We start from the raw sequence: 22,878 nt of genomic DNA, 5'->3' as shown, positions 1-22,878 counted from the left end.
TTCAGGCTCAGGTGGATTCAGGCTCGGGCGGACACAGTCAGATGGGGCAGGCGTGCGAGGTGGAACCGGTTAGGTCAACTCCACCTCCGGCACGGCCGCGGTCACCGGACCGGGACGGCGGCGCTCACGTCCGAAGCGCTCGGACACCCCGCGCGAGACGACCAGGCGCTGCACGAGCGCGAGCACCGCGTCGACCAGAACCGCCAGCAACGCCACGACGACCCCGGCGCCGACCATCGCCGGGTACCCGGCGGTGGGATCGGTCAGCTGGGCCGCGCCGTCGATGATGAATCTGCCCAGCCCGCCCAGGAACGGGACGTACGCGGCCACGGTGGCCGTCGCGATCACCTGCAACGTCGCGCTCCGGATGCCGGACATGATCAGCGGCAGCGCGCACGGGAACTCCACCTGACGCACAACCTGGCCACCCCGCATGCCCATTCCCCGCGCCGCGTCGACGGCAGCCGGATCGACGGCCTGCACGCCGGCGTAGGTGTTGGTCAGGACCGGCGGGATCGCCAGCAGCACCAGGGCGATCTCGATCGGGACGACGTACGGCAGGCCGCCTCGCGGGACCAGACCGGGCACCGACTGCAGCAGGTGGATCTTCGGCGAGATCCACACCACCAGCAAGATGACCAGACCCAGGGTGGGTACGGCACGCAGCCCGTTGGCGAGTCCGGCGACCAGGAACACGCCGCGGCCGGTGTGCCCGATCAGCAGACCGAGCGGCAGGCCGATCAGCAGCGCGATCAGGACCGCCGCGCCGGTGTACACGAGGTGTTCGCGAATCCGCACCAGCAGTCCCTCGGCGCCGGTCCAGTTCGCCGGGTCGTTGAGCCAGACCGGAACCCGGTCCAGCCCGGGCAGGTAGGAGCTCATCTCGGTGCTCTCATGTCGCCGTGGCCCGCTGCCAGGGCGTCAGCAACCGGACGCCGAGCAGGATCGCGACGTCGAACAGCAGCGCCAGGATGACGATCATGATCAAGCCGAGCAGGATCGGGGTGAGCGAGTTCAGGTTGTTGCCGTCGATGAACAGCTGGCCCAGCTGCGGTATCCCGATGATCGAGGCGACCGAGACCAGCGAGACGTTGGAGACCGCTGCCACCCGCAGGCCGGCGCCGATCACCGGCACCGCGATGGGCAGCTGCACCCCGAACACGCGTTGCCGCGCGGTGAATCCCATCGCGGACGCCGCGGCGAGCGTGTCGGTGGACACCGAGGACAAGCCGTCGGCGACGACCCGTACGAGCAGCGCGACGGTGTACACGGTGAGCGCCACCGCGACGTTGACGGTGTCCAGGATGCGGGTGCCGATGAGCCCGGGCAGCACGATGAACAGCACCAGCGACGGGATCGTGTAGAGGATGCCGGCGACGGACACCAGCGGCGGGTACGTCCACCGGTACTTGCTGGCCAGCCAGCCGAGCGGCAGCGCGATGAGCAGGCCCACGACCAGCGGCAGCCCGGCCAGCCAGACCGTCGTCCACGTCCAGTGCAGGACGTCGTCCCGGTGGTGCTGGAAGTAATCCCAGATCTCGCTCACTGTGCTCCGCTCCTCCGGGGCCGCCGCGAAAGTGCGCGGTGCTTGTGGCGGAGCAGGTTCGTGGGGTCACTCACCGGTCGGCCATGACTTCGACGGCCGCGGCTTCGATCGCCTCCTGCCGCAGCGTGGACGCGCGCGACTCGATGCGGGCCAGGACCTCGGACGCGGTGATGGTGCCCACGAACCGCCCGTCGTCGTCGACCACGACACCGCGCCCGCTCGGCGAGGACAGCGCCGCGTCGAGTGCCTCGCGCAGCGTGCCCGCCTCGGTGGTGAGCGTGCCGCCGAGGTTCAGCAGGTCGGGCGTCACCGGGCCGTGCAGTTGCTCGTCGGCCAGGCCGCCCACTGCCAGCCAGCCCAGCGGCTGCTGGTCGTCGTCGACCGCCAGCGCCCACCCGTCGACGGCGTTGCCGCGCACGCTCGCCAGGTCGGACCTGATCCGCACCGTCGGCTCGGACGTCAACGGCAGCTCACCGGCGGCCGCGAAGCCGAGCGCGCGGTACCCGCGGTCGCGTCCGACGAAGCCGGCCACGAACGCGTCGGCCGGCCTCGACAGCAGCTCGGCGGGGGAGGCGAGTTGCGCCAGCCGGCCGCCCACCCGCATCACCGCGACCTGATCACCGAGCTTGATCGCCTCGTCGATGTCGTGCGTGACGAACACGATCGTCTTGCCGAGTTCGCCCTGCAGCCGCAAGAACTCGTCCTGCAGCTGCGCGCGCACCACCGGGTCGACGGCCGAGAACGGCTCGTCCATCAGCATCACCGGCGGGTCGGCCGCGAGCGCGCGCGCCACCCCGACCCGTTGCTGCTGGCCGCCGGACAGCTGTGCCGGGTAGCGCTCGGAGAGCTCGGCCGGCAGCCCGACGCGGTCCAGTACCTCCAGCGCCCGCCGGCGCGCGTCGCGGCGGCTCTCGCCGAGCAGTACCGGCACGGTGGCGACGTTCTCCACGACAGTCCGGTGCGGGAACAGCCCCGCCTGCTGGATGACGTACCCGATGCCGCGACGCAGTTTCGCCGGCTTGATCTTCGCGGTGTCGATGTCGTCCAGCCAGATCCGTCCCGACGTCGGGATGATCATCCGGTTGATCATCCGCAGCGACGTGGTCTTGCCGCAGCCGGACGGACCCACGAACACCGTGATCTTGCCGGTGGGCGCCTGCAGGTCGAGCGAGTCGACCGCGAGGGTGCCGTCCGGGTAGCGCTTGGTCACTGATTCGAACCGAATCACCGAACCACCCCACCATCTGGGTACGACATCGGCAAAGGGGTAACCGGACAACCGAACGCCCAATCCGTCTGTTTCGGGCAGTCCGTGACCGATCTGTGACCCTTCCCTCAGTCGGCCGGCGGGTGCGCTTCCCGAAACGGGGCCGCCGGAAGAGCTGGCGTGTGGCGCACCACATCGCCTCGCCCGATTGGTTACTGGAAAGTAATACCGAATAGTCTCAGCCAGTTGCCCCGAACGCGCGCGACGAGCCGGTACCCACGGCCGGACCCGCATCGCGTGCCGATCGTCAGGAGAGCCCGTGTCGCATCCGCTCGCCGGCCTGCTCGCCGACCAGCACGCCGAGGCCAACGGCATCTTCGTCGACTGGGAGTACCACAGCCCGGGCGTGCTGCGGATCGTGCTCGGCATCGCGATGCTCGTCGTCACGCTCGCGGTCGCCGGGCGGCGCATCCTCTGGCTCACCAAGCTGATCCGCTCGGGCAAGGCGGACAAGACGCGCACCCGCGAGCCGCGGCCGCGTGCCGAGAACGCCGGCGAGGAGGTGCTCGGCCAGCGCAAGCTGCTCAAGTGGTCCGGCGCGGGCCTGGCCCACTTCTTCACGTTCTGGGGCTTCAACATCCTCGGCATCACCATCGTCGAGGCGTACGGCGCGCTGGTCGTCAGCCGTGACTTCGCCTTCCCGTTCTTCGGCCACGCGCGCTGGCTCGGGTTCCTCGAGGACCTGTTCGCGGCCGCCGTGCTGGTCGCGATCATCTGGTTCTCGATCAACCGGCTGCGCAACGGCCCGGAGCGCAAGAAGCGCAGCAGCCGGTTCTACGGTTCGCACAACGGACCGGCCTGGTTCGTGCTGTTCATGATCTTCCTGGTGGTCGCGACGCTCGTGCTGTACCGCGCGGCGCAGTACAACACCGGCCACTTCCCGTGGGGCAGGTCGAAGGCGCCGTTCTTCTCCTACGCGGTCGCCCAGCTGCTGCCGTCCGGTGCGATCAACCAGGGCATCGAGACGTTCTTCATCGTGGCCCAGATGGCGGTCGTCTTCGCCTTCTTGATCCTGGTGGTGCACTCCAAGCACCTGCACATCGGCACCGCCCCGATCAACGTGTACTTCAAGCGGCTGCCCGACGGTTTGGGCGCGCTGCCGCCGGTCACCGACGACGACGGCAAGGCGATCGACTTCGCCGACGTCGAGAACCTGTCCGAGGACACCGTCTTCGGCAAGGGCAAGATCGAGGACTTCACCTGGAAGGGCTACCTGGACTTCGCGACGTGTACCGAGTGCGGACGGTGCCAGTCGCAGTGCCCGGCGTGGAACACCGACAAGCCGCTGTCGCCCAAGCTGCTGATCATGGACCTGCGCGATCACCTGTTCGCGAAGGCGCCGTACATCTTCGGCACGCAGACCGTGCCTGACGGGGCGACCCCGAACTTCAACACACCCGCCGCCGAAGGTGGTGACAATGGGGGTCCCCCCGGCAGTGGGGGCGTAGCCGCCGGGCGAGGGCACCACGTGCCGGAGGCCGGCTACCCGCGCATCGAGGGCTCGACGGTCGAGCAGGCGCTGCGCCCGCTCGTCGGCGACCTGGCCGCCGGCGGCGTCATCGACCCGGACGTGCTGTGGTCGTGCACCACGTGCGGCGCCTGCGTCGAGCAGTGCCCCGTCGACATCGAGCACATCGACCACATCGTCGACATGCGCCGCTACCAGGTGCTGATCGAGTCCGCGTTCCCGTCCGAGGCCGGCACCATGCTGCGCAACATCGAGAACAAGGGCAATCCGTGGGGCATGGCCAACAGCGGCCGCGACGAGTGGATGAAGGAACTGTCCTTCGAGGTGCGACGCGCCACGCCGGGTACCAAGCTCGATGCCGACATCGACTACCTGTTCTGGGTGGGCTGCGCAGGCGCCCTGGAGGACCGCTCGCGCAAGGTGACCGTCGCGTTCGCCGAACTGCTGCACGTCGCAGGGGTCGAGTTCGCGGTGCTGGGCCAGGGCGAGTCGTGCACCGGCGATCCGGCCCGCCGGCTGGGCAACGAGTTCGTGTACCAGATGCAGGGCATGCAGAACGTCGAGACGCTCAACTCGATCGAGCGCGCCGGGCCGCTCAAGATCGTGGCCACCTGCCCGCACTGCTTCAACACCATCGCGAACGAGTACCCGCAGCTCGGCGGGCACTACGAGGTGGTGCACCACACGCAACTGCTCGGCCGCCTCGTCGAGGAGGGCCGGCTCACCCCGATCGAGCCGGTCGACAAGACCGTGACGTATCACGACCCGTGCTACCTCGGCCGGCACAACAAGGTGTACACGCCGCCGCGCGAGGTGCTCGCGGCCATCCCGTCCCTCACTTCCCAGGAGATGCACCGCTGCAAGGACCGCGGCTTCTGCTGCGGTGCCGGCGGCGCGCGCTTCTGGATGGAGGAGAAGATCGGCAAGCGGATCAACCGTGAACGCACCGACGAGGCCATCGGCCTGGACCCGGACATGATCGGCACTGCCTGCCCGTTCTGCATGGTCATGCTGTCGGACGCGGTTGCCGAGAAGAAGGGCGACGGCTCGGCCAAGGAGCACGTCGAGGTGCTCGACGTCGCGCAGATCCTGCGCCGTTCGCTCGGCACGCCGAGCACCGGAGACTCGCAGCCGGAGGCCGCGAGCACGTCCTGAGAGGCCGCCCTCACTCGGCGCGAGCGATCCCGGTTTGCGAAGTAGCGTGTGATTCGTGGCGGACAAGGAGCGGCTGCGGTACGGCCGGGACCGCCGCACGCGTAAGGCGAAACCGCCGGTGGACCCGAACGCGAGCCGGTGGGAGCGGATCCGCGTGCGCCACAAGCGGCGCCGCGCGGCCAAGAAGCGCCGCCTCGCCGCGATGAGCCGGCGCCGGCGGATCCTGCGCCGCTTCGGCATCACCGGCACCTGGATCCTCGCGCTGCTGACCGTCGGCGTGGTCAGCCTGGTCGCGATGTTCTACGTGCTCAGCGATGTCCCCCGTCCGGAGACGCTGCCGCTGCCGCAGGTGGCCACGATCGAGTACTCCGACGGCTCGACGATGGCCCGCATCGGCACGGTGAACCGCACGATCGTCAGCCTCGACAAGGTGCCCGAGGCGGTGCGCTACGCGGTCATCGCCGCCGAGGACCGCAACTTCTACTCCGAGCCGGGCGTGTCCATCAAGGGCACCGTGCGCGCGGCGATGACCGACCTCACCGGCGGCGACACCCAGGGCGGCTCGAGCATCACCCAGCAGTACGCGAAGAACGCCTACCTGACCGACGCCCGCACGCTCAGCCGCAAGCTCAAGGAGCTGATGATCGCGGTCAAACTGGCCCGCGACTACTCCAAGAACCAGATCCTCGAGTTCTACCTGAACACCGTCTACTTCGGCCGCGGCACGTACGGCATCCAGGCAGCGTCCCAGGCCTATTTCGGCAAGGACGTCAGCCAGCTCGATGCCGCCGAGGGTGCGGTGCTCGCGGCCTCGTTGCGTGCACCGAGCTACTACGACCCGGCGGTGAACCCGGCACAGGCCAAGGCCCGCTGGCACTACGTGATCGACGGGATGGCCGCGATCGGCAAGCTGACCAAGCAGCAGGCCGCCACGATGAAGTACCCGACGGTGCGCTCGGCAACCAACGAGCAGCAGCTCGGCGCCGACGGGTGGAAGTACTTCATCTACCGGCAGGTGGTCGCCGACCTGGAGGCGCACGGCGTCAGCGAGGCCGAGATCAACCAGCGCGGCCTGTCGATCCGCACCACGATCGACCGCAAGGCGCAGGCCGCCGCACTGTCTGCGATCCGGACCACCTTCAGCGACCTGACCCGCAAGCAACGCAACTACAAGAACGCGCTGACGGCGGTCAATCCGGCTACCGGCGCCGTCCTCGCCTACTACGGCGGACCCAACGGCACCGGCTACGACGGCAAGCCGGACTACAACGACTACGCGGGCGTGGGCGCGCGACCGGCCGGCTCGTCGTTCAAGCCGTTCACGCTGGCAACCGTGCTGTCCCAGACGCTGAACAAGACGAAGGACAAGCCGCGCCTGACGATCAGCAGCCACGTCGACGGCAGCCAGTGCGTCAAGATCGAGGGACTGCAGATCTGCAACGACCCCAGCGACGCGCCGTACAGCGGCTCCTCGGTAACGATCGCCTACGCGATGAAGTACTCGCTGAACACCACGTTCGACCTGCTCGCCGCGCAGGCCGGCCCGGACAATGTCGCCAAGACCGCACACGCGATGGGCATCGCGACCACCGACAGTCACGGCAACCCGACGCTCGTCGACGCCGACGGCCACACCGGCTTCGGCATCGGCATCGGCGACTACGCGGTGAGCCCGCTGGATCAGGCGAGCGCGTTCGGCACGCTGGCCAACGGCGGCCGCTCCACCGCGCCGTACTTCGTCCAGTCCGCGACCGACTCCACCGGCAAGCTCGTGTACCGGCACAAGAAGGCCTCACACCGGGCGATCGACAGCAAGGTCGCGAACGACGTCACGCTGACGCTCGAGCCGATCGCCGGCAACTCCGGGTTCGGGCTCGACGGTGGCCGGCGCTCGGCGGCCAAGACAGGGACGGTCGGCATCGGCACGAACTCGCCGAAGAACAGCGATGCCTGGACGGTGGGGTTCACCCAGCAGGTGAGCGCGGCGGTGTGGGCCGGCAGCGGCGACTCGACGCACGCGATCTACGACCACTACGGCAACGCCGAGTACGGCCGCGACCTGCCCGGTCGCACCTGGAAGCTGTTCATGGACACGTACCTGGCCGACAAGGCGAACCTGCCGCTCCCGGACACCCAGCAGATCGGCGCGGCGAACACTGCACGGACCACCTCGCCGAGCCCGACCAAGACCGCGCCGAGTAGCACTGCGGGAAGCAGCACGCCGGCGCCGACGTCCAGCATCATCACCACGCCTCCGCCGGTCACGCCGACACCCACTCCGACGACCCCGCCACCGACCACGCCGACACCCACTCCGACGCCGACCTGCAGGCCCGGCCTGCTCGGATCCACCTGCACGAGCAGCCCGGCGCCGCCAGCTCCGTGACCCGCGCCGTGCCAGGATGTGCAGCGTGAGTTCCCCGGCCGCTCCGCCTGACGCGTCCGGGCCGCCGCCACCATCGCTGTCACCATCACCGGCGCCACCGCCGCTGCCGAGCCGCACCGACCCCACCGCCTCTCGAGCCAGCGGGATGCTCGGTGGGATCTGGGGTCGCTACGCTGCGGTGTCGCCGCTGTCGTGGTGGACGCCGACGCGGGTCGTGCTCGCCTTCGCCTGCCTGAGCCTGCTGCTCGGGTACGCGCAGAAATCGCCCTGCGCGACCGGGTACTGGACCGGCTACAAGCAGTACACGCACGCGTGCTACTCCGACATCGTCCCGTTGTGGAGTGACGAGCGGCTGGATGTGGGCGCGGTGCCGTACCGCGACACCGCCGTCGAATACCCAGTGCTGACCGGTGGCTTCATGTGGCTCACCGCGGAGCTGACCCGGCTGGCCCACGGCCTGTCGACGTCCTCGTCCGAACTGGTCCTGTTCGGCGCGATCAGCGCGATCCTGCTCGCGCTGTGCGCCCTGGTCGTGACCGCCGCGACCGCCGCCACCAACCGGCGACGTCCCTACGACGCCGCACTGTTCGCGCTGTCACCGCTGCTGATCTTCCACGCGTACACCAACTGGGACCTGCTGGCGATGGCGTTCACCAGCGGCGCCCTGTGGGCCTGGGCCCGGGGCAGACCGGTGCTGGCCGGCACCCTGGTCGGTCTCGGGACGGCGGCGAAGCTGTACCCCGGGCTGCTGCTGATCGCGATCGCGATCCTGGCCTACCGCACCCGGCGCTGGTCGGGGTTCGGCTGGGCGACCGCGGCCGCCGCCGCGGCGTGGGCCGCCGTGAACGTGCCGGTGGCACTCGCCTATCACCAGGGTTGGTGGGAGTTCTACCGGTTCAGCATCGACCGGGCCACGGAACGCAGCACGGTCTGGGCGATCGTCAAGACGCTGGTCGATTCCGGCGCGGGCGCCGCCGACGCCGTGTACTGGGTGCCGCCGGGCGCGGCGGTCGCGCTGCTGCTGATCGGCGCGCTCTGCGGCGTCGCGTACGTGGGGTTGCGCGCGCCGGTGAAGCCGCGGCTCGCCCAACTCGCATTCCTGGTCGTGCTCGCGTTCCTGCTCACCACCAAGGTGTGGAGCCCGCAGTACTCGCTGTGGCTGGTGCCGCTGCTCGCCCTGGCCCGGCCGCGCTGGCGGCTGGCGCTGATCTGGCAGTTCGTCGAGATCGCGGTGTGGTTCCTGACCCTGTTGCTATTGCTGGGCCTCGACCCGGCACAGAGCGCGCACGGCGTGGGCTACGGGTGGCTGATGCTGGTGCTGCTCGCGCGGGACGCGCTGCTGCTGGCGCTGGCCGGCCTGATGATCCGGGAGATGTGGCGGCCGGAGCTGGACGTGGTGCGCTCCGACGGCGCCGACGATCCCGGCGGCGGCGAGTTCGACGGCGCCGAGGATCATCTCGCCCGCTCCACGGCAAGCCTGGCATTCAGCCGGCACGTAACTCAGACTGAACATCGTCGTTAGAGAAGGTGGCCGGTTGGAAAAGCTGACGGCGGTCCGCTGTCGGTAAGGAGCAGGCATGTCAGGACGAGGGCGACACGCCGTCACACGTCGGCGCGGCTGGCGCTGGCTGGCCGGAGTGACCGGACTGGCAGTCGCCGGTGCTGCGGTCCTGACCATGTCCCCCGCCCACGCCGCCCCTGACCCGAGCCCGAACTACCACCCCGGCAAGGACAAGGCCACGTTCACGGTCACCGGCGTGCTGGACAGCAACTGCCTGGTCAGCACCGGCGGCACCGAGGTGTGGATCAAGCCCGGCGACTCGATCGACTTCGACTCGGCCCTGGCGGGCATCGATCTCGCCACTTTGGGCCTGACGACGAAGCAGATCGCGGGACTCAACGTATCCGCCAGGATCGACGGCAAGGTGGTCGCCGACGTAGCCGCGGGCACGGACACCACGGTCGCGAACCTGAGCGCGGGCGATCACACCCTCACCTGGACTGCGAAATCCATCGCCCTCCTTCCCGGCCTGCTAGGGGCCGTGCTGCCTCCGGTACCGCTCAGTTCATCGGCACTACAGGCGGGTGCATCGCTCGACTGGTCGGGCGTCATTCACGTCACGGACTCAGCGCCGACCTGCAAGCTGGCCGTCGCGGCGCCGTCCGGGACGATCTCGCTGGGCCCGGTGAAGGTGCCGCTGCCGTCGGTGACCGTGGCGGTCCCAGAACCCACCCTGCCCGATCTCGGGGGCCTGCTTCCCGGTGGCAGCAGCAAGACCTCCGGCTCCGGATCCGGGCACAGCAGTGCGCCGAGTTCGGGGACGAACTACACCCCGCCCGGCCTGACCATCCCGGAGCAGGTCGTCCCCACGGGCTACGGGAACGGCGCCGGGACGGTCGGCGGCGGCGGCTTCGGTAACGCGCTGCCCGATCTCGGCGGCAACCTCGTGAACGGGGCGCCGGACTCCGGCGGTGCCGAGGCAGCCCCGTCCGGCAGCAGCTCGCCGGCGTCCGCGCGCGTCAGCAGCAACGCCGCCGACCTGGCAGCCAACCCGTCGCCGAGCGCTCAACTGCCGGTCCTGCTCGCGATCCTCGCGATCCTCGCGCTGTCGCTGGTCACCGCCACCTACGCGCGCCTGTACCTGCTGCGCCGCAACTGACAGGTCCACCGGATTTCGGTAACCCGGCCGCCGCCGGGTAGGCTGAGCGGGTTCGCCCGACTGATCCCGGACGCATGGATGTCCGGAATCGCATCATGCCGGCGAGCACCTCCTGCCACGGAGAGCCCGTGGCCGATCAGTCCACAGGAGGACGAGTCGCTTTGAGCACTCCTCTTCGCCATTACGAAGTCATGGTCATCCTCGACCCCAGCCTCGACGAGCGCACCATCGCGCCGTCCATCGACACCTTCCTGAACGTCGTCAAGACCGACGGCGGCACCGTGGAGAAGGTCGACATCTGGGGCCGTCGCCGGCTGGCCTACGAGATCGACAAGAACGCCGAGGGCATCTACGCCGTCATCGACGTGCAGGCCAAGCCGTCGTCGGTGCAGGAGCTCGACCGCCAGCTGAACCTGAACGAGTCGGTGCTGCGGACCAAGGTCCTGCGCCCGGACGAGCGGTAAGCGCGATGGCTGGCGACACCGTCATCACCGTGGTCGGCAACCTGACCGCCGACCCGGAGCTGCGGTTCACCGCGTCCGGGGCGGCGGTGGCCTCATTCACCATCGCGTCCACGCCGCGCACGTTCGACCGCAACAGCAACGAGTGGAAGGACGGCGAGGCGCTGTTCCTGCGCTGCTCGCTGTGGCGCCAGGCTGCCGAGAACGCGGCCGAGTCGCTGACGCGCGGCATGCGGGTGATCGCCCAGGGCCGGCTGCAGCAGCGCTCGTACGAGACCCGCGAGGGCGAGAAGCGCACCGTGATCGAGTTGCAGGTCGACGAGATCGGCCCGTCGCTGCGCTACGCGTCGGCCAAGGTGAACCGCACCCAGCGCGGTTCGTCCGGTGGCGGCGGCTTCGGCTCGTCCGGCTCGGACGGCGGCGGCTCCGGCGGCAGCGGCGCGCCTGCCGACGACCCGTGGGGCAGCGCAGCACCGTCCAGCGGTGGCGGCTTCAGCGACGAGCCCCCCTTCTAAACCACCATTTCGCGATCGCGCCCCGGCCCGGCCGGCGCAGCGCGACCACCCTTGATACGGAGTACCTGACATGCCCAAGCCCCCGATCCGCAAGCCGAAGAAGAAGGCCAACCCGCTTCTCGCGGCCAAGATCGAGTACATCGACTACAAGGACACCAACCTGCTGCGCAAGTTCGTGTCCGACCGCGGCAAGATCCGCGCCCGCCGCGTCACCGGTGTGACCAGCCAACAGCAGCGCCAGCTCGCCAAGGCGATCAAGAACGCGCGAGAGATGGCCCTGCTGCCCTACACCTCGACCGCACGCTAAGGAGGCGAGAACACATGAAGCTCATCCTGACCCGTGAGGTCACGGGCCTCGGCCTCGCCGGCGACATCGTCGAGGTGGCCGACGGCTACGGCCGCAACTTCCTCGTCCCGCGCGGCGCGGCCATCACCTGGTCCAAGGGCGCCGAGAAGCAGATCGTGCAGATCCGGCGGGCGCGCGACGCCCGCGAGATCCGCGACCTCGGGCACGCCCGCGAGATCAAGGCCGATCTGGAGAAGCTGGCGATCACGCTGGACGCCCGCGCCGGCAAGGACGGCAAGCTGTTCGGCTCGATCACCGCGACCGACGTCGCGGCGGCCGTCAAGAGCGCCGGCGGCCCACTGCTGGACAAGAAGCGGATCCGGCTGCCCGGCCACATCAAGACGGTCGGCACGCACACGGTAACGGTGGATCTGCACCCGGATGTGGTGGCCACCGTGCCGCTCACGGTCGCCGCGGTCTGACCGCACCCGACCCGGTTCGAGCCCGGCGGACGCCCTCGCGGCGCCGCCGGGCTCGTCGGCTTTCCGGCGCCGCGAACTTTTTCCTGTCCACAGCAGGTGGACGATCCACCCCCCGGAATCGCTGGGTTCGTGGCGCATGCCCTCCCGTTTTCCACAGGTTGTCCACGACGACGTGAACAGCCCGGACGGCGATTCCCACAGCGTTATCCACAGGTGTGTGCACAGCCGGGTTTGTGGCGCGCCGGGCCTACCCAATAGCGTCGCGGCTACCGCATCGCAGTCGTGCAGGCGAGATGACGAGGGTCGGCAACAGCCGAAACTGTCATACCCCGCCGGGATCGTTGTGTGCGTGCACGGCATCGTCGATTTCGGGAGGGCGTACGCCCATGACGCTGGCTGACGAGGCGCGGACCACGTCGGGACCTGGCGAGTACGACCGCACCCCGCCGCAGGCGATCGAGGCGGAACAATCCGTGCTCGGCGCGATGATGATGAGCAAGGACGCGATCGCCGACGTCGTCGAGGTGGTGCGTCCGGGCGACTTCTACCGGCCGGCGCACCAGCTGGTCTACGACGCGATCCTGGATCTGTACGGGCGCGGCGAGCCGGCCGACCCGATCACCGTCGCCGAGGAGCTCACCCGCAGCGGCCAGCTGATCCGGGTCGGCGGCGCGCTCTACCTGCACACGCTCGTCAACACGGTCCCGACGGCGGCGAACGCCGGCTACTACGCGCAGATCGTGGCCGAGCGCGCAACGCTGCGCCGGCTGGTCACGGCCGGCACCCGGATCGTGCAGATGGGCTATGACACCGCATCCGGCTCATCCGATGTGGTGGGCAGCGTCGACGACGTGGTCGACCGGGCGCAGGCCGAGATCTACGAGGTCACCGAGCGGCGCACCAGCGAGGACTTCGTCCACATCGAGACGCTGCTGCAACCCACCCTGGACGAGATCGACCGAATCGGCGCGAACGGCGGCGTCGGCACCGGCATCCCCACCGGGTTCCAGCAGCTGGACGAGTACACCAACGGGCTGCACCCCGGTCAGATGATCACGGTGGCCGGCCGGCCGGGCTCGGGCAAGGCGCTGGCGCTGGACACGCCGCTTGCGACGCCCAGTGGCTGGACGACAATGGGCGCCGTGCAGGTCGGGGACTTCCTGCTCGGTGCCGACGGGCGCCCGACTCGTGTAGTGGCCGCCACCGACGTCATGCTCGACCGACCGTGCTTCGAGGTCGAGTTCTCCGATGGCTCGGTGATCACTGCGGACGCCGAGCACCAGTGGCGCGTTCACGTGAACGCGCTCGTCACGGTTGGGGCGCGCATCGCCGAGGCGGGGGGCGTCATCGCCACCAGGGACCTTGCGGCCGGGCTACACGACGTGCAGGACACCGCGTCCGGCGCCCAGCGGACGCGGTCCGTGACTGACCTGCGACCGATCCCCTCCGTCCCGGTGCGCTGCGTTCAGGTCGACAACGAAGACCACATGTATCTCTGCGGCCGGACGATGATCCCGACGCACAACTCGACCCTCGCCTTGGATTTCGCGCGGTCGGCGGCGGTGAAGAACGGCAAGCCGACGGTCATCTTCTCCCTGGAGATGGGCAAGCTCGAGATCATGATGCGGATGTTCTCCGCGGAGGCCGGCGTCGCCCTGCAGAACATGCGCTCGGGGCACATGAGCGATCAGGACTGGACTCGGCTGGCGCGCCGCTCGTCCGAACTGGCCGAGGCACCGCTGTTCATCGACGACAGCCCCAACCTGACCATGATGGAGATCCGCGCGAAGGCGCGCCGGCTGCGGCAGCGGCACGACATCCAGTTGATCGTGATCGACTACCTGCAGCTGATGACCTCCGGCAAGCGGGTCGAGTCGCGCCAGCAGGAGGTCAGCGAGTTCTCCCGCGCGATGAAGCTGCTGGCCAAGGAGCTGGACGTTCCGGTGGTGACGCTGTCGCAGCTGAACCGCGGTCCCGAGCAGCGCACCGACAAGAAGCCTCTGCTGTCCGACTTGCGCGAATCAGGGTGCCTGCCGGCGTCGACCCGGATCTGGCGTGCAGACACCGGAGCGGAGGTCACCCTCGGCGAGTTGTACGAGCGCGGCGAGCGCGACATCCCGGTGTGGGCGTTGGACGAGCGGCTGCGCATGGTCCGCCGCCGGATGACCCATGTGTTCTCCAACGGCGTCAAGCAGGTCTACCGGCTAAGGCTCGCCTCCGGTCGGCGCGTGGAGGCCACCGCCAACCATCCGTTCTACACGTACGACGGCTGGCGCCCGCTGGGCGAACTGGCGGTGGGTGAGCGAGTGGCCGTGCCGCGCGTCGCGCCGGAGCCGCGCGATACTGCTCGCTGGCCCGAGCACCAGATCGTGTTGCTCGCCCACTTGATCGGCGACGGCTGCATGCTGCGTCGGCAGCCGTTGCGCTACGCCGGCATCGACGAGGCGAATCTGGCGGCGGTGACCGAGGCGGCAACACACTTCGGGATCACGGCAATTCGCGACGAGTACCCGGCCGCCCGCGTCACCACGCTCCGGCTGCCCTCCCCGTACCGCGTCACGCACGGGCGGCGGAACCCCGTCGTGGCGTGGCTTGATTCGCTGGGGGTGTACGACCTCCGCAGTCACGAGAAGTTCGTGCCTGCCCGGGTATTCGGCCTACCCAACGCGCAGGTCGCGCTGTTCCTGCGTCACCTGTGGGCGACCGACGGCTGCGTCCACATCGCCAAGAGCCAGCAGGTGCGCATCTATTACTCGACGACGAGCCGGCGACTAGCCGACGACGTCACGCGCCTGCTCACCCGTTTCGGCATCACGGCGCGGATCAAGACGACACGTAAGGCGGGGGATCGCGACAGCTACCACGTGCACGTCGTCGGCGCCGAGCAACAGCTCGTTTTCCTCCGGGACATCGGATGTCACGGTGCTCGGGGCCAGCTCGCGGCACGCGCCTTGACGTTGGTCGAGGCACTGACGCCGAACACCAACGTCGACACCGTGCCCGTCGAGGTGTGGAAGCGCGTGCGTGACGTATTGCAGGAGCGGCGCATGACGCATCGTGAATTCGCCACGGCGCAGGCGACTCAGTTCTGCGGTTCGACCCTGGGGAAGCATTCGCCGAGCCGGCCACGACTCGCCCGGGTTGCCACCGTCCTCGACGATGCCGAGTTGGACATGCTCGCGACGAACGACGTGTTCTGGGACAGCGTCGTCGCGATCGAGGAACTCGGCGAGCAGGAGGTGTTCGACGCCACCGTTCCGGGCGAGCACAACTTCATCGCCGACGGCATCGTCGTGCACAACTCGATCGAGCAGGACTCCGACATGGTGATCATGGTGCACCGGCCCGACCTGTACGAGCCGGAGACCGAGCGCGCCGGCGAGGCAGACCTCATCTTGGCCAAGCACCGCAACGGACCGACCGCCACGGTGGCCGTCGCGTTCCAGGGGCGCTACAGCCGCTTCGCCGACATGCCCAATTAGCCTGCTGTCGATCGATCTGCGGTCTCGGTCCCGGGATCTGTGCCGCGGGGAGCAGGTATGGGTGCCCCGGAGGTACGCGAGACACCCGTCTCGGCCGTCCGATGCTCTGGAATCTCCCGTTGGCTCGCGCGCAGAACGACCTCGGAGCCCGTAACGGGCGCGGACGGGCCTCCCTGCGAGCCCGCAGGGAAGCCCGTCCGCTCAGGAACAGTCGTCGTGAGGCGGGTGTGTCACTTGATCCGCAGGGACGTGTGCGGCGGTCCGCAGAGCGCGTAGACGTTGTAGGTCCATGACGTGCTCAGGAAGTCCGGGTTGGTGACATTCACGTACCAGCCGGTGAGGTCGCCACTGGGCGCGCTTTCGCTGACCGTCACGCCGCTGGTGCCCCAGACGCCGCCGCCGTACACCCGATCGCCGTCGTCGCAGGCGAGCTTCGTCGTGCTGTTCGGCGAAGTCGCCGTCGTCTGCGTTCCCAGCCAGTACAACTCGAGCGCCCCGGCCGGCCCTTGCGCGCCGGTGTCACCCTTGGGACCGGTGTCACCCTTCGGGCCGGTGTCGCCCTTGGGACCGGTGTCGCCCTTGGGACCCTGGGGACCCGTCGCACCGGTTGCCCCTGTGGCGCCGGGGTCTCCCGGGGGGCCCTGGGGACCAATCGGACCGGCGTCACCCTTGGGACCCGTCGCACCCGTCGCACCGGTGGCACCGGTCGCACCCGCGGCACCGGTGTCGCCCTTCGGACCCTGCACACCGGCCGGCCCTGGTTGCCCCTTCTGGTTCCAGCTGATCAGCGTGTCGTGCTTGAGGCACCGCGGCGGGTGACTCGCGTCGGTGCTGACGTGGTACAGCGCGCCGAGATTGTGGCTCAGGCAGCCTTGATAGACGTCCGCCGACGGCTGCTCGCTGGCCAGCGCCGCGGTGGAACCCGCGGCGGCGACTGCGACGGCGACCATCGCGGCACCGACGACGAGACGGCGGGTGAATGCAGTCTTCATCAGTTGTGCTCCTCAGTGATGTGGACATGAACGCTGTTCGCTAGCGATCACGAGATTGCCGCTAAGGGGGTCGGGCGCACATGCGGCAGTCGCCCTAGCCGGGGACTCAGATCTGCCGGCACCAGCAGCCTCCGGGCAGGTATGCCCGGAAGCAGTCGGTCACACGCTCTAGCGCGAGTTCAGGCAAGTCGCTTGACGGCTAATGATTAGCCAGCTAACGTCTCGGTCCTGGTCCAGCGAAGCAGGAGCATCCAGTGCCGATCACGTTCGAAGAAGCCCAGCTCGTTGTCGCGTCGGTGCGCGAGCGGGCAACGCAGCTCGGGGCGCAGGTCACGGTCGCCGTCGTCGACGAAGGGGGCGCACTGCAGAACCTGTCCCGAATGGAGGGCGCGCCACCGCTGTCTGCCCGGATCGCGGAGAGCAAGGCGGCCACGGCCGCGCTGTTCCGGCGCGACGGGACCGTGCTGCGACAGCTGCAGACCGACAACCCGGGATTCTTCGCCCAACTCGAGCCGATCGCGCCACAACCCATCCTTGTGGGTGCCGGTGCCCGGCTGATCCGCCGCGCCGGCACCGTCCTCGGCGCCATCGCCGTCAGTGGCGGGACGCCCGGTCACGACGACGACTGCGCCGCGGCAGGAATCAGCAGCCTCGCCGGCTAGTCGCCGCTCCTGGGCAGGAACCGGCGACGATCTCACGCCCTCTTGTCCCATTCGGTCAGCAGCGCCTGCCCGTTGTCGGACACCTTGGCCAACAGCGTCAGCAGCGTGCGTCGCTCGGTCTTGGTCAGCCCCTCCGTCAACCGCTGGTCCACCAATTCGAGTTCGGCGTCCACGGGCCGGCGCAGCCTCCGCCCCGCCGGGGTCAGGTGCAGTCGGACGAGCCGCTTGTCAAAATCGTCACGACGGCGGGTGAGCAGACCGGCCTCGGCCATGCGATTGGCCATCTTCACGATCGTCGGCGTGCTCACGTGCACCGCGGCGGCAACCTCGCCCGGTGTCTGCCCGTCGCGATCGGCGAGGGCCGCGAGCACCAGGTTCTGCCCGAGGTGCAGCCCGTGCCGGCGCAGCGCCAGCTCGGTGACCGCACGAAACGTCTTCGACGCGCGCGTGTACTCGTCGGTGAACTCGCTCATCTGCCGCCGTCCCTCCTCGTCAACCGCATCCGCCGGACGCTACTAGTCAGGCCGCCGAGCAGCGCGCCGCCATGAAGGAGCGCGCCGCCGAGTTGCGTGCCGAGACACGAAGGGCGCCAAGAGGGCCGACGGCCTGCAGGCCGTCCTGGACGCGGGCAAGTTCAAGTACCGCTACTGCACCCTGGGCTTCCCGGACGCCGCGAACCTCTACGACCGCGAAAAGTGGCCCGCCTCGTTCGCGCTCGAGGCGTGGAGCCCGGCCGTGGAGAAGAAGGTCACCGCCCTGGTGAAGTCCGCCGGCTCGTGACGCGGCCGGCAGGTACCGCCGCCGGCTGCTAGGCGCCGGCCCAGAGTTGATCGGCGTCGCCGGCAGCGACGCGCCGGCCGTAGACGTCGATCTTGTGGTCGATCAGCTTCAGGTTCTCCTGCAACTCGGCGATGCGGGCGAGCACCTCCACGCGGTGGGCCTTCATGAGGGCGAGCCGCTCGGCCCCGTTGCCCTCACCGGCCGAGACGAGCTCGGCGTAGCGCCGGATCGCCTTGATCGGCATCCCGGTCGCGCGCAGCTTGGTGCAGATCGAGATCCAGCGCAGGTCCTCGCGGTGGTACCGCCGGCGGCCGCCCTCGGTGCGCCCGACCGGAGTGATCACCAGGCCGGACCGCTCGTAGTAGCGCAGCGTGTGCGCGCTGACCCCGGTACGGCGCGCCGCCTCGGCGATCGTCAGCCCGGCTTCGGGCACGGCCTCGGCGAGCGGGTTCGTGGGCTTCGGCTTGACTTCGAGCACGCTCTAAATCCTAGCCTCGGACATCATGACCGCCTCCGCGCTGCGCCCACCGCCCACCCCGCCGCCCGCACTCAGCCGGAGCCGCCGGCAACTGGTGCTCGCGATCTGTTGCGCCAGCCTGCTCGTCGCGGTCATGGACGTCTCCATCGTCAATGTAGCGCTGCCCTCGATCCGCAACGACCTGCACGCCTCGGTGTCCGGGTTGCAGTGGACGGTCGACGCGTACAGCCTGGTGCTGGCGTCGCTGCTGCTGCTGTCCGGGTCGACCGCCGACCGGCTCGGGCGCCGACGCACCTTCGTTGTCGGCCTGCTGACCTTCGGGATCGGGTCCCTGCTGTGCAGCCTGGCCCCGGGCATCGGCCCGCTGATCGCGGCGCGGGCACTGCAGGCGGTCGGCGGCTCGATGCTGACCCCGGTGGCGCTGGCGATCGTCGTCAACTCCTTCCCCGACCGCGCCGAACGGGCCAGGGCAATCGGCGTGTTCGGCGCGATGTCCGGGCTGGCGCTCGGCCTGGGACCGATCCTCGGCGGTGCCCTGGTCGACAGCCTGGGCTGGCGCTCCATCTTCTGGATCAACCTGCCCATCGTGGCCACCGCGATCGTGTGTACCGCGCTGTTCGTCCCGGAGTCGCGGGCCGCGCGAGCGCGACGGGTGGACCCGGTCGGGCAGGCCCTGGTGATCCTCGTGCTGGGCAGCGTGGTGTTCGCGATCATCGAGTCGGGCAAGGCGGGCTGGGCCTCGCCGGCGGTTATCGGACTGTTCGGCGTCGCGGCGTTGGGCGTGCTCGGCGTTCTCGGCTACGAACCGCGCCGGGCCGACCCGCTGCTGGAGTTGCGGTTGTTCCGCGGCGTGCCGTTCACCGCGGCGATCCTGATGGCGCTGTTCGGGCTGTGCGGGTTCGGGGCGTTCCTGTTCGTGACCACCCTGTACCTGCAGGACATCCGCGGTATGTCCGCGCTGGCCGCCGGGCTGTCCCTGCTCCCCGTCGGCGTGCTGATCGTGCTGCTCTCACCACTCACCGGCAGGCTCGTCGGCTCGCGCGGCCCCCGGCTGCCACTGGTCGTCGCGGGGACGGCGCTGGCGTCCGCCGGTGCCCTGTCCACGTTCATCGGGCCGGCTACCCCGCTGCCCGCCCTGCTCGCCGTCTACCTGCTGATCGGCATCGCGATGGGAACCGTCAACGCACCGATCACGAACACAGCGGTCTCCGGGATGCCGCTGTCGATGGCCGGAGTCGCCGCCTCGTTGGCGTCCACCGGCCGGCAGACCGGCACCACGCTGGGCGTCGCGATCGCCGGGACGATCGTCGGCTCAGCGCTACCGCGCGGCGGCTCGGCGTTCACGACCGCGGAGCACGGCGTGTGGTGGCTGCTGGTGGGGCTCGGGCTCGGCGTCGTGGCTCTCGGGCTGCTGAGCACCGGGCGCTGGGCCGCAACCACCGCCGCGCGGGCGGCGCTGCTGTTCGACGAGGTCGAGAGCACCGGCCGGCGCGATCCCGCAGCCTGACGTCAGGGAGCCAGATCCTTGCGGTAGCTCACCAGCTCGGCCGGCACCGCCAGCAACGGGACGAGGTCCGGGTACGCCTGCTCCAGGGTCCGCGTGCGGGCCGAGCCGGTACCCCATCCGGCCGTACCAGGCGAACAGCGACTGCTTACCCGGATCGGGCCGGTGCCGGGGCACGAGTACGTCCCGCCGCATGACGCGCAGCCCGTCCGCCCGGCAGGTGCGCTCGGCGAACCGGACCAACTCGCGGCCGACGCCGACACCGCGGTATGCCGGGTCCGAGGCCAGCAGCCCGAACTCGCCGGTGTCGGCGCCGTACCGCCGCACCCGTACGCAGCCGACGATCCGGCCGGCCGCGGCGCGCGATCCGGGCGGGTCACCGGGTTCACGGCCCGTCGGTCCGCCAGACCGACACGTGCCGGCGGCTGTCGGCGGTGAAAGGCTCGCGGTCCCAGCCTCCCCACCGCGCGTGCAGGCTCATCCCGGCCAGCCTGGCCATCAGGTCCAGCTCGGCCGGCCACACGTAGCGGAACGGCACGGAGTCCGTCCGCAGCTCGCCGTCCTCGACGCGGTAGTGGTGCGAGACGAGTCCTTGGGTCGGCACGTCGTACTCGTCGAAACCCAACCGGGTCGCGGTCACCGTGAACGGCCGGACCGTCTCCCCGGGCGGCAACCTCCGCAGCTCGGGGACCCCGACCTCGATCACGAAGTAGCCGCCCGGCTCGAGATAGTCCGCGGCGTTCTGGAAGCACGCCACCTGCGCGTCCTGGGTGGTTAGGTTCATGATCGTGTTGAACAGCAGGTAGACCAACCCGAACGCCCCGGGGACACGCGTGTGCGCGAAGTCGCCGACGGTGCAGGAGATCTGCTCGGCTCCCGGCTTGGCGCGCAGCCGGGCCAGCATGTCCGGCGACAGGTCGATACCGCTGACCGGGACGCCACGTGCACGAAGCGGCAGCGCCACCCGCCCGGTTCCGATACCCAACTCGAGCGCCGCGCCCTTCCCGGCCAGCTCGGCCAGGACGTCCACCGTCCGGGCGAGCAACGACGGCTCGAACAGCTCCGCCGCAGACTCGTCGTAGCGCGCCGCAACGTCGGCGCCGAAATGATTCGCCGGCACGGCCACCATTGTCGCGCCCGACGCGATACGGCTCAGTCCGGGGCGCCGAACTCGTCGAACCAGTGCGCCAGCGGCCCGCGCCGGTTCACCGCCCGCAGCCGGCGCTCGGCAAGGTCGCGGCGCTTGCGCGTGGTGACGATCAGCAACTCGTCCCCTGTCTCGAGCCGGGTGTCCGGGGACGGCACGAAGCTGCGCCCGTCGCGGATGATCAGCGTGATCACGCTCGGGTCCGGCAGCCGCAACTCGATCACCGAGACAGCGTGCAGGCCGGACGTCGGCGGAATGGTCATCGTCATCAGCTCGGCGTCCAGCACGTCCAGCGGCGCCGACTCCACCAGGATCTGCCGGGTCGCCTCGCGTGGGGTGAGATGCAGCAAGCGGGCCACCAGAGGCAGGCTCGGACCCTGCACCAGGGTGTAGATCACGACGAGCACGAAGACGACGTTGAGAACCCGGTCGCTGTGCGGCACACCGGCCACGACGGGGAAGGTCGCGAGCACGATGGGCACGGCACCGCGCAGTCCCGCCCAGGACAGGAACACCTGCTCGCGCAACGGCACCCGGAACGGCAGCAGGCACAACACGACCGAGAGCGGACGGGCGAGGACGAGCAGCACCAGGCCGATCACGAGCGCGTTGCCGATCTCGCGGGGCAGTTCGGTCGGGTTGACCAGCAGGCCGAGCAGCACGAACAGTCCGATCTGCGCGAGCCAACCCAGCCCCTCGGCGAAGGATCGGGTGGCGGCCCGGTGCGGTAGGCCGACGTTCGCGAGCACCAGTGCGGACAGGAACGCGGCCAGGAACCCGCTCGCGTGCGCGGCCCCGGCCGCAGCGAACGCGACGACCGCGAGGGCGAAGGTCGCGAGCGGGTAGAGGCCCGAGCCCGGCAGCGCCAGCCGCGGCAGCGCGAGGCCGCCCAGCCAGCCGACGAGCAGCCCGATCGCGGCGCCCGCGGCGAGCTCGTAGGCCAGCGTGCCGACCAGCGAACCCGCGCTGACGTGGAACGGTGTCTGGCTGAAGACGATCACCAGGATCACGGTCGGCGCGTCGTTGAACCCGGACTCGGCTTCGAGCAGGCCGGAGACCCGCCGCGGCAGCGGCAGCACCCGCAGCACCGCGAACACTGCCGCGGCGTCGGTCGAGGACACGATCGCGCCGAGCAGCAGCGCAGTCTGCCACGGCAGGCCGAGCAGGAAGTGGGCGCCGGCCGCGGTGACCACGGTGCTCACGCCCACTCCGAGCGAGCCGAGCAGGCCCGCGGGCGCGAGCAGTTCGCGGATGTCCGACCAGCGCGTCGTCAGGCCGCCCTCGACCAGGATCACCGCGAGCGCCGCACTGCCGAGGTTCTGGGCGACCTGGGCGTTATCGAAGTCGATGCCCAGGACGTCCTCGCCGAGCACGATGCCGAGAGCCAGGTACAGCAGCAGGCTGGGTAGCCCGACACTCACCGCCACCCGCGTCGCGACGATGCTCACCAGCACCACGAGGCCGCCCGCCAGCAGCGCGAGGTACAGCTGGTGCAGAGTCACTGACCCTCCGATCCGGCGTGTGCTCGATACTGGGGACGGCATCTCGCTGCGGACGCGACGTGTTCCACAGGCTAAGGGACGTCCAGGGCCGGCGAGCACGGCGAT

18 protein-coding genes and 2 pseudogenes are annotated in these 22,878 nt (G+C 69.8%); 11 read left to right on the top strand and 9 right to left on the bottom strand.

Annotated features, from left to right (window positions below; translation table 11 throughout):
- Positions 1 to 69 precede the first annotated feature (69 nt).
- The 3 genes from M6B22_RS12635 to M6B22_RS12625 form a co-directional block, all read right to left on the bottom strand.
- On the bottom strand, positions 70 to 882 hold the full coding sequence (locus M6B22_RS12635; RefSeq protein ID WP_269441908.1) for an ABC transporter permease: 813 nt from the start codon (positions 880 to 882) through the stop codon (positions 70 to 72).
- A gap of 10 nt (positions 883 to 892) precedes the next feature.
- Positions 893 to 1,546: an ABC transporter permease gene (locus M6B22_RS12630; protein ID WP_269441907.1), complete on the bottom strand. Its 654-nt coding sequence runs from the start codon at positions 1,544 to 1,546 to the stop codon at positions 893 to 895.
- 70 nt (positions 1,547 to 1,616) lie between these two features.
- Positions 1,617 to 2,774 (bottom strand): ABC transporter ATP-binding protein, encoded by a 1,158-nt coding sequence (locus tag M6B22_RS12625; protein WP_407935522.1) that lies wholly within the window; start codon positions 2,772 to 2,774, stop codon positions 1,617 to 1,619.
- A 388-nt stretch (positions 2,775 to 3,162) separates the two neighbouring features.
- On the opposite strand from M6B22_RS12625, the gene M6B22_RS12620 reads away from it, so the two are divergent.
- The 9 genes from M6B22_RS12620 to M6B22_RS12580 all read left to right on the top strand — a co-directional run bounded on the left by M6B22_RS12620 (position 3,163) and on the right by M6B22_RS12580 (position 15,708).
- On the top strand, positions 3,163 to 5,436 hold the full coding sequence (locus tag M6B22_RS12620; protein WP_407935697.1) for a (Fe-S)-binding protein: 2,274 nt from the start codon (positions 3,163 to 3,165) through the stop codon (positions 5,434 to 5,436).
- A gap of 55 nt (positions 5,437 to 5,491) precedes the next feature.
- The gene (locus tag M6B22_RS12615; protein ID WP_269441904.1) at positions 5,492 to 7,822 is read left to right on the top strand and encodes a transglycosylase domain-containing protein; all 2,331 of its coding nucleotides are present in this window, start codon (positions 5,492 to 5,494) and stop codon (positions 7,820 to 7,822) included.
- A gap of 25 nt (positions 7,823 to 7,847) precedes the next feature.
- On the top strand, positions 7,848 to 9,344 hold the full coding sequence (locus M6B22_RS12610; RefSeq protein WP_269441903.1) for a glycosyltransferase family 87 protein: 1,497 nt from the start codon (positions 7,848 to 7,850) through the stop codon (positions 9,342 to 9,344).
- 115 nt (positions 9,345 to 9,459) lie between these two features.
- Positions 9,460 to 10,482: a hypothetical protein gene (locus M6B22_RS12605; RefSeq protein WP_269441902.1), complete on the top strand. Its 1,023-nt coding sequence runs from the start codon at positions 9,460 to 9,462 to the stop codon at positions 10,480 to 10,482.
- 191 nt (positions 10,483 to 10,673) lie between these two features.
- Positions 10,674 to 10,946: a 30S ribosomal protein S6 gene (rpsF, locus tag M6B22_RS12600; protein ID WP_331459733.1), complete on the top strand. Its 273-nt coding sequence runs from the start codon at positions 10,674 to 10,676 to the stop codon at positions 10,944 to 10,946.
- 5 nt (positions 10,947 to 10,951) lie between these two features.
- On the top strand, positions 10,952 to 11,458 hold the full coding sequence (locus tag M6B22_RS12595) for a single-stranded DNA-binding protein (RefSeq protein ID WP_269441900.1): 507 nt from the start codon (positions 10,952 to 10,954) through the stop codon (positions 11,456 to 11,458).
- 70 nt (positions 11,459 to 11,528) lie between these two features.
- Entirely contained in the window at positions 11,529 to 11,765 is a 237-nt protein-coding gene (gene rpsR / locus M6B22_RS12590; RefSeq protein ID WP_269441899.1) for a 30S ribosomal protein S18, read from the top strand.
- A 14-nt stretch (positions 11,766 to 11,779) separates the two neighbouring features.
- Positions 11,780 to 12,226, top strand: a complete 447-nt coding sequence (gene rplI, locus M6B22_RS12585) for a 50S ribosomal protein L9 (RefSeq protein WP_269441898.1) — start codon at positions 11,780 to 11,782, stop codon at positions 12,224 to 12,226.
- Positions 12,227 to 12,612: 386 nt separating this feature from the next.
- Positions 12,613 to 15,708 (top strand): replicative DNA helicase, encoded by a 3,096-nt coding sequence (locus M6B22_RS12580; RefSeq protein WP_407935696.1) that lies wholly within the window; start codon positions 12,613 to 12,615, stop codon positions 15,706 to 15,708.
- Positions 15,709 to 16,199: 491 nt separating this feature from the next.
- Here M6B22_RS12580 and M6B22_RS22215 read toward each other — a convergent pair.
- Positions 16,200 to 16,478, bottom strand: a pseudogene (locus M6B22_RS22215) (phage tail fiber C-terminal domain-containing protein); the annotation flags it as partial.
- A gap of 476 nt (positions 16,479 to 16,954) precedes the next feature.
- Between M6B22_RS22215 and M6B22_RS12570 the strand changes: the two are divergent.
- Entirely contained in the window at positions 16,955 to 17,362 is a 408-nt protein-coding gene (locus M6B22_RS12570) for a GlcG/HbpS family heme-binding protein (RefSeq protein ID WP_269441895.1), read from the top strand.
- Between the two features lie 32 nt (positions 17,363 to 17,394).
- Here the strand turns inward: M6B22_RS12570 and M6B22_RS12565 are convergent, their stop codons facing one another.
- Positions 17,395 to 17,835 carry a MarR family winged helix-turn-helix transcriptional regulator gene (locus M6B22_RS12565; protein ID WP_269441894.1) on the bottom strand — a complete coding sequence of 147 codons (441 nt, stop codon included), beginning with the start codon at positions 17,833 to 17,835 and terminating at the stop codon, positions 17,395 to 17,397.
- A gap of 335 nt (positions 17,836 to 18,170) precedes the next feature.
- A complete protein-coding gene (locus M6B22_RS12560; RefSeq protein WP_269441893.1) occupies positions 18,171 to 18,620 on the bottom strand; it encodes a MerR family transcriptional regulator in 450 nt (149 codons plus the stop codon).
- A 25-nt stretch (positions 18,621 to 18,645) separates the two neighbouring features.
- Between M6B22_RS12560 and M6B22_RS12555 the strand changes: the two genes are divergently transcribed.
- Positions 18,646 to 20,127, top strand: a complete 1,482-nt coding sequence (locus M6B22_RS12555) for a DHA2 family efflux MFS transporter permease subunit (protein ID WP_269441892.1) — start codon at positions 18,646 to 18,648, stop codon at positions 20,125 to 20,127.
- 165 nt (positions 20,128 to 20,292) lie between these two features.
- On the opposite strand, the pseudogene M6B22_RS22210 reads toward M6B22_RS12555, so the two are convergent.
- The 3 genes and pseudogenes from M6B22_RS22210 to M6B22_RS12545 form a co-directional block, all read right to left on the bottom strand.
- A pseudogene (locus M6B22_RS22210) lies at positions 20,293 to 20,451 on the bottom strand (GNAT family N-acetyltransferase); the annotation flags it as partial.
- A 58-nt stretch (positions 20,452 to 20,509) separates the two neighbouring features.
- Positions 20,510 to 21,253, bottom strand: coding sequence for a class I SAM-dependent DNA methyltransferase (locus tag M6B22_RS12550; protein ID WP_269441891.1), 744 nt, complete (start codon positions 21,251 to 21,253; stop codon positions 20,510 to 20,512).
- A 23-nt stretch (positions 21,254 to 21,276) separates the two neighbouring features.
- Positions 21,277 to 22,773: a potassium/proton antiporter gene (locus M6B22_RS12545; RefSeq protein ID WP_269441890.1), complete on the bottom strand. Its 1,497-nt coding sequence runs from the start codon at positions 22,771 to 22,773 to the stop codon at positions 21,277 to 21,279.
- Between the last annotated feature and the right edge of the window lie 105 nt (positions 22,774 to 22,878).

Origin of the sequence: Jatrophihabitans cynanchi (assembly GCF_027247405.1) — a bacterium.
GTDB lineage: Bacteria > Actinomycetota > Actinomycetes > Mycobacteriales > Jatrophihabitantaceae > Jatrophihabitans_B > Jatrophihabitans_B cynanchi.
This window is presented reverse-complemented; position numbering and strand designations above follow the sequence as displayed.

Coding starts and splice junctions, on each gene's coding strand:
- M6B22_RS12635 (WP_269441908.1), bottom strand. CDS start 882: ATGAGCTCCTACCTGCCCGGGCTGGACCGGGTTCCGGTCTGGCTCAAC.
- rpsF (WP_331459733.1), top strand. CDS start 10,674: ATGGTCATCCTCGACCCCAGCCTCGACGAGCGCACCATCGCGCCGTCC.
- M6B22_RS12595 (WP_269441900.1), top strand. CDS start 10,952: ATGGCTGGCGACACCGTCATCACCGTGGTCGGCAACCTGACCGCCGAC.
- rpsR (WP_269441899.1), top strand. CDS start 11,529: ATGCCCAAGCCCCCGATCCGCAAGCCGAAGAAGAAGGCCAACCCGCTT.
- rplI (WP_269441898.1), top strand. CDS start 11,780: ATGAAGCTCATCCTGACCCGTGAGGTCACGGGCCTCGGCCTCGCCGGC.
- M6B22_RS12580 (WP_407935696.1), top strand. CDS start 12,613: ATGACGCTGGCTGACGAGGCGCGGACCACGTCGGGACCTGGCGAGTAC.
- M6B22_RS12565 (WP_269441894.1), bottom strand. CDS start 17,835: ATGAGCGAGTTCACCGACGAGTACACGCGCGCGTCGAAGACGTTTCGT.
- M6B22_RS12555 (WP_269441892.1), top strand. CDS start 18,646: ATGACCGCCTCCGCGCTGCGCCCACCGCCCACCCCGCCGCCCGCACTC.
- M6B22_RS12550 (WP_269441891.1), bottom strand. CDS start 21,253: ATGGTGGCCGTGCCGGCGAATCATTTCGGCGCCGACGTTGCGGCGCGC.